General features: G+C 65.2%; 5 protein-coding genes. 4 read left to right on the forward strand and 1 reads right to left on the reverse strand.

The features are described from left to right. The coding region (clpP2, locus tag JOZ00_RS23310) for an ATP-dependent CLP protease proteolytic subunit ClpP2 (RefSeq protein WP_293348738.1) at positions 1–566 on the forward strand (566 nt) is incomplete at its 5' end. On the opposite strand, the gene mmuM is transcribed toward clpP2, so the two are convergent. Further along, on the reverse strand, positions 563–1405 hold the full coding sequence (gene mmuM / locus JOZ00_RS23315; RefSeq protein ID WP_293348744.1) for a homocysteine S-methyltransferase: 843 nt from the start codon (positions 1403–1405) through the stop codon (positions 563–565). The two genes, clpP2 and mmuM, sit on opposite strands and share 4 nt — an antisense overlap. Positions 1406–1766: 361 nt before the next feature. Between mmuM and clpX the strand changes: the two genes are divergently transcribed. The 3 genes from clpX to JOZ00_RS23330 form a co-directional block, all read left to right on the forward strand. Continuing rightward, positions 1767–3047: an ATP-dependent Clp protease ATP-binding subunit ClpX gene (clpX, locus tag JOZ00_RS23320; RefSeq protein WP_293348741.1), complete on the forward strand. Its 1281-nt coding sequence runs from the start codon at positions 1767–1769 to the stop codon at positions 3045–3047. Between the two features lie 19 nt (positions 3048–3066). Continuing rightward, positions 3067–4284, forward strand: a complete 1218-nt coding sequence (locus tag JOZ00_RS23325) for an MFS transporter (protein WP_293348747.1) — start codon at positions 3067–3069, stop codon at positions 4282–4284. Between the two features lie 262 nt (positions 4285–4546). Next, on the forward strand, positions 4547–5868 hold a 1322-nt coding region (locus JOZ00_RS23330), incomplete at its 3' end, for a 2-oxoacid:acceptor oxidoreductase subunit alpha (protein ID WP_293348750.1).

Here is a 5868-nt window from a genome sequence, read left to right on the forward strand (position 1 = left end):
TCAAGGAGTCCAACCCGTACAACAAGCTGTTCGAGGAACGCATCATCTTCCTCGGTGTCCAGGTCGACGATGCGTCGGCGAACGACATCATGGCGCAGCTGCTGGTGCTGGAGTCGCTGGACCCCGATCGCGACATCACCATGTACATCAACTCGCCCGGTGGCGGATTCACCTCGCTGATGGTGATCTACGACACCATGCAGTACGTGCGCGCCGACATCCAGACGGTGTGCCTGGGCCAGGCGGCCTCGGCCGCGGCGGTGCTGCTGGCCGCCGGGACCCCGGGTAAGCGGATGGCACTGCCCAACGCGCGGGTGCTGATCCACCAGCCGTCGCTTCAGGGCGTGATCCAGGGCCAGTTCTCGGATCTGGAGATCCAGGCCGCCGAGATCGAGCGGATGCGCACACTGATGGAGACGACGCTGGCCCGCCACACCGGCAAGGATGCCGCGACGGTCCGCAAGGACACCGACCGGGACAAGATCCTGACGGCGGACGAAGCCAAGGACTACGGGATCATCGACACGGTTCTCGAGTACCGGAAGCTCTCCGCACAGACCGCCTAGCGGTTTTCGGCGACGGCGGCGATGTCGGCCGGGCCCACCCGGCAGCACCCGCCGATGATGCGCGCACCGGCCGCCGCCCACTCGCGGGCGAGCCGTGCCGAGAAGCGGGATTCGCCCGTCCAGGCGCGGCCGTCCCAACGCTCACCGCTGTTCGGGTAGACGATGATCGGCTTGCCGATGTCCGCGGCGCGGATCGCGGGGAGGACGTCGTCGGGTGCGCAGCAATTGACGCCGATCGCGACGATCTCGTCGACCCCGGCGGCCACGGCGAACGCCTCGGCGAGCGGTTGCCCGGCGCGGGTGCGGTCGCCGTCGATGGTGTAGCTGAGCCAGGCCGGCACGCCGACGGAGCGAACCAGATCGACGAGCGCTTCGGCCTCGTCGACATCGGGCACGGTTTCGCACGCCAGCACGTCGGCGCCCGCGGCGGCCAGGATCTCCAACCGGGGCCGGTGCCATCGTCGAAGGGCCGCGACGGACAGTCCGTAGCGTCCGCGATACTCCGACCCGTCGGCGAGCGCCGCGCCGTACGGTCCGATCGAGGCGGCGACCATGAGGCTCTCGGATTCCGCCTCGTCACGGGCTTTTCTCGCGAGTTCGACGCTGCGGCGCAGCAACCCGGCGGCCTCGTCCGGCGCTATCCCGTGCGACGCGAAGCCCTCGAACGACGCCTGGTAGCTGGCCGTGGTAGCGACCGTGGCGCCCGCGCGAAAGTAGGCGGCGTGCACGTCGGCGATCGCCTGCGGGTCGTCCCGGAGCAGCTTCGCCGACCACAGCGGGTCGGACAGGTCATGACCCCGCGCCTCCAGTTCGGTGGCTAAACCGCCGTCGAGCAGCACGAATTCGCTGGGCGATGCAAACTTCCCGGCCAATTCCACCCGGCCACTGTAGGGTGATTTCTTGGGGCCGCCCAGACCGCGGGTGATCGTTTGCTCTGGTTGGCGCCACCGGGAGTAGCGGTCCGTCGCGCAACAGCCTCGGTCGGGTAACGACTGCGACACGCCAAAGACACGCAAAGCGCGCCTTTCGCGAGTGACGGGCATCGTCTGGCTATATGTTTCATCCAGACGTACAAGCATGAATACCACCGACGCGATTCGGCGTTATTGGTCGCATCGGGCGTGACCAAGCGGGTAGCGTCGGGGGATACATGCGGGACACCACGACGAACGGCGATTAGGAAGTAGGCCCTGAAGCACCATGGCGCGCATCGGAGACGGCGGTGACCTGCTGAAGTGCTCGTTCTGCGGGAAGAGCCAAAAGCAAGTCAAGAAACTCATTGCCGGCCCCGGCGTGTATATCTGCGATGAATGCATTGACCTCTGCAACGAGATCATCGAAGAGGAACTCGCCGACGCCGACGACGTAAAACTCGACGAACTCCCCAAGCCGGTCGAGATCCGGGAATTCCTCGAGGGATACGTCATCGGGCAGGACACTGCCAAGCGCACGCTCGCCGTCGCGGTCTACAACCACTACAAGCGGATTCAGGCCGGCGAGAAGGGCCGCGACTCGCGGCACGAGCCCGTCGAGCTGACGAAGTCCAACATCTTGATGCTCGGGCCGACGGGTTGCGGCAAGACCTATCTGGCCCAGACGCTCGCCAAGATGCTCAACGTTCCGTTCGCCATCGCCGACGCCACCGCCCTGACGGAAGCCGGGTACGTCGGTGAGGACGTCGAAAACATCTTGCTCAAGCTGATCCAGGCTGCCGACTACGACGTCAAGCGCGCCGAGACCGGCATCATCTACATCGACGAGGTCGACAAGATCGCCCGCAAGAGCGAGAACCCGTCGATCACCCGCGACGTCTCCGGCGAGGGCGTGCAGCAGGCCCTGCTGAAGATCCTGGAAGGCACCCAGGCCTCGGTGCCCCCGCAGGGCGGGCGCAAGCACCCGCACCAGGAGTTCATCCAGATCGACACCACCAACGTGCTGTTCATCGTCGCGGGCGCGTTCGCCGGCCTCGAGAAGATCATCTACGAGCGCGTCGGCAAGCGGGGTCTGGGCTTCGGCGCCGAGGTTCGCTCGAAGGCGGAGATCGACACCACCGACCATTTCGCCGAGGTCATGCCCGAGGACCTGATCAAGTTCGGTCTCATCCCCGAGTTCATCGGTCGCCTTCCGGTGGTCGCCTCGGTCACCAACCTGGACCGCGAATCGTTGGTCAAGATCCTGTCCGAGCCGAAGAACGCGTTGGTCAAGCAGTACACCCGCCTGTTCGAGATGGACAACGTGGAGCTGGAATTCACCGACGACGCCCTGGAAGCGATTGCCGACCAAGCGATTCACCGCGGCACCGGCGCTCGTGGCCTGCGGGCGATCATGGAAGAAGTCCTGCTGCCCGTCATGTACGACATCCCGAGCCGCGACGACGTAGCCAAGGTCGTAGTGACCAAGGAGACCGTGCAGGACAACGTCTTGCCGACGATCGTGCCGCGAAAGCCCTCGCGCACCGAGCGTCGCGACAAGAGCGCCTAGCTAGCACTCGCGCACGCCCCTGCAAACCAGCGACGCCCTTGCGCCTCGACTGGCGCATTCGCTGGACGTCCTGAATTTCCTGTTGGCCGATGTGCGCGACGGGCTGGGGCCATACCTGTCGATATATCTGTTGCTGACCCACCACTGGGATCAGGCGTCGATCGGCTTCGTGATGGCGGCCGGCGGCATCGGGGCGATCGTCGCGCAGGCGCCGGCCGGCGCTTTGGTGGACAGGAGCACGGCCAAGCGGGCGCTGATCATCGTCGCCGCATTGACCATCACCGCCGTATCGCTGGCAATGCCGTTGTTTCCAACGCTCTATCCGATCTCGGTGCTGCAGGCCCTCACCGGGATCGCCGGCTCGCTTTTCGCCCCGGCGTTGGCCGCGATCACCCTGGGCATCGTCGGTCCGCGGTTGTTCGCGCGGCGGGTCGGGCGAAACGAGTCGTTCAACCACGCGGGGAATGCGTCGGCGGCGGCCATCACCGGTGGCTTGGCTTACTTCTTCGGACCCGTCGTGGTGTTCTGGGTGCTCGCCGCCATGGCGGCCGCCAGTGTGCTTGCGACGCTGCGGATTCCGGCCGATGCGATCGATCATGACGTCGCCCGGGGGATGGATCACACCACCGGAGAACCGTCGACAACGCCGTCGCGGCTGACGGTGTTACTGCACAACCGCAGGCTGATGATCTTCGCCGCGACGGTCATCGCGTTCCATTTCGCCAACGCGGCCATGCTGCCCCTGGTGGGCCAACTGCTGGCGCTGCACAACAAAGATGTCGGGACCGCGCTGATGGCCGGCTGCATCGTCGCCGCCCAGGTCGTGATGGTGCCGGTGGCCTATATCGCCGGAGCCAAGGCCGACTCGTGGGGTCGAAAGCCGATCTTTTTGCTCGGCTTCGCCGTCCTGGCTGCGCGCGGATTTCTCTACACGCTCTCGGCCAACTCGTACTGGTTGGTCGGTGTGCAGCTGCTGGACGGCGTCGGTGCCGGCGTATTCGGTGCTCTGTTCCCGCTCGTCGTGCAGGACGTGACGCACGGAACCGGGCGCTTCAACATCAGCCTCGGCGCGGTGACCGCCGCGACGGGCATCGGTGCCTCTGTGTCGAATCTCGTTGCGGGCTCGGTCGTGGTCGCGGCCGGCTACAACGCGGCCTTCGCCTCGCTCGGCGCCCTCGCGGCGGCGGGCTTCGTCTTGTACCTGGTCGCGATGCCGGAAACCGCGCCCCGCAATTAGTGAGACGTTCGCTGCTTACGGACGGAAGTGACCAATACCACAGTTTTGAATTAGCTGCCCCGCGATCCCCTCGCTGACTTCGGCTTTAGTCACAAAACCCCTGTATGCAGCATGTTAGAGACACCCATGCTTGCCTAAAAACAGTGCCATAATTGGTACTACCAGTGACACACAAGCGCGAGGGCGCTGGAGCGGTTCGAATGGCGCGTACCCTAAAGCTCCAGCCAAGTGCCTATCGGGTTAACAAATGGAGGTCGGACAGGTGGATCCGAACGGCAGCGCAGCCGGGTCAGATTCTCAAAATGGGACTTCTCGGAACGGGTCCGATCGGCAGCGTTTAGAGCAAGTCGTCATTCGATTCGCCGGGGACTCCGGCGACGGCATGCAGCTCACCGGAGACCGGTTCACATCCGAGGCAGCGCTTTTCGGCAACGACCTGGCGACCCAACCGAACTATCCGGCCGAAATCCGCGCTCCCGCAGGCACATTGCCGGGCGTCTCGTCCTTCCAGATTCAGATCGCCGATTACGACATCTTGACCGCGGGTGATCGGCCCGATGTCCTCGTCGCGATGAATCCGGCGGCCCTGAAGGCCAATATCGGTGACTTGCCGCGCGGTGGGATGGTGATCGCGAACTCCGACGAGTTCACCAAGCGCAACCTGACGAAGGTCGGCTACGTAACCAACCCGCTCGAATCCGACGAGTTGGAAGAGTACGTCGTGCATTCCGTCGCGATGACGACGCTGACGCTCGGCGCCGTCGAGACGATCGGTGCGTCCAAGAAGGACGGCCAGCGCGCGAAGAACATGTTCGCGCTCGGCCTGCTGTCCTGGATGTACGGGCGTCCGATCGAGACCAGCGAGAAATTCATCAGGGAGAAGTTTGCCCGCAAGCCCGACATCGCCGAAGCCAACGTGCTGGCCCTCAAAGCGGGCTGGAACTACGGGGAGACGACTGAGGCCTTCGGTACCACCTACGAGGTTTCGCGAGCGACCCTGCCGAACGGCGAATACCGCCAGATCTCGGGCAATACCGCGCTGGCTTACGGCATCGTCGCGGCGGGCCAGTTGGCCGACATCTCCGTCGTGCTCGGCAGCTACCCGATCACGCCGGCGTCGGACATCCTGCACGAGCTCTCGAAGCACAAGAACTTCAACGTGATCACCTTCCAGGCCGAGGACGAGATCGGCGGCATCTGCGCGGCCATCGGCGCCTCCTACGGCGGCGCGCTGGGCGTCACCAGCACGTCGGGGCCCGGCATTTCGCTGAAGTCCGAGGCACTGGGCCTCGCGGTGATGACCGAACTGCCGTTGCTGGTGATCGACGTCCAGCGGGGTGGGCCCTCGACCGGCCTGCCGACCAAGACCGAGCAGGCCGACCTGCTGCAGGCGCTGTACGGCCGCAACGGTGAATCGCCGGTCGCGGTGCTGGCGCCGCGGTCGCCATCCGACTGCTTCGAGACCGCCCTGGAGGCGGTGCGCATCGCGGTGTCGTATCACACCCCGGTGATCCTGTTGTCCGACGGCGCCATCGCCAACGGCTCTGAGCCATGGCGGATTCCGGACGTCGGCTCGCTGAAGCC

Origin of the sequence: Mycobacterium sp. (assembly GCF_019243155.1) — a bacterium.
Taxonomy (GTDB): domain Bacteria; phylum Actinomycetota; class Actinomycetes; order Mycobacteriales; family Mycobacteriaceae; genus Mycobacterium.

Coding starts and splice junctions, on each gene's coding strand:
- clpX (WP_293348741.1), top strand. CDS start 1,767: ATGGCGCGCATCGGAGACGGCGGTGACCTGCTGAAGTGCTCGTTCTGC.